The sequence below is a fragment of the Roseateles sp. P5_B10 genome, assembly GCF_056400485.1.
Genome location: NZ_JBFULE010001487.1, coordinates 1 through 683, shown reverse-complemented (window position 1 = coordinate 683; position 683 = coordinate 1). Strand labels below are relative to the sequence as shown.

Annotated in this window: 2 protein-coding genes; both read left to right on the top strand. The window is 63.5% G+C overall.

Features of this window, described 5'->3' with window-relative positions; translation table 11 throughout:
- Nucleotides 1-424 (top strand): class I adenylate-forming enzyme family protein (locus AC1DU6_RS34140; protein WP_477862860.1); only part of this gene is annotated, 424 nt, incomplete at its 5' end.
- Nucleotides 425-570: 146 nt separating this feature from the next.
- The coding region (locus AC1DU6_RS34135; protein WP_477862862.1) for a CoA transferase at nt 571-683 on the top strand (113 nt) is incomplete at its 3' end.

Here is a 683-nt window from a genome sequence, read left to right as displayed (position 1 = left end):
GGCCAATGCCGAGACGCTGAAACACGGCTGGCTCCGCACCGGTGACGTCGGGCGGCTCGACGAGGACGGCTTCCTCACGCTGTCCGACCGTTCCAAGGACGTCATCATTTCCGGCGGTACCAATATCTATCCGCGCGAAGTCGAGGAGGTGCTGCTGACACATCCCGCCGTGCGGGAAGTCTCGGCCATCGGCGTGCCCGAGCCCGACTGGGGCGAGGTCGTGGTGGCCTGTGTGGTGCTGGAGCCCGGCGCGTCGGCCGACGATGCAGCACTTGACGCGCATTGCCTCGCCAATATCGCCCGTTTCAAGCGCCCCAAGCGCTACGTCTATCTGGATGCGCTGCCGAAGAACAATTACGGCAAGGTGCTGAAGACCGAGCTGCGGGAGATGATGCGCGCTTCGGCGCCGGCGGGGGCCGGCTAGCTATTACCACTTTGACGCGTACCGGCTTCCCGCGCATACGGCTCCGCGTCTGGCGCCCTTGCGCCTGCCGAACCCATCCCGCTAAGACGAAGGCAATAGCGGCGCGGATCAGCGCCTGACCACACGTTTTTCGGGAGCAAACGACTTTGACGGGACCACTTCACGGGATCAGGATCATCGATATGACTTCGGTGATGATGGGGCCTTATTGCACCCAGACGCTGGGTGACTACGGCGCCGATGTGATCAAGGTGGAGTC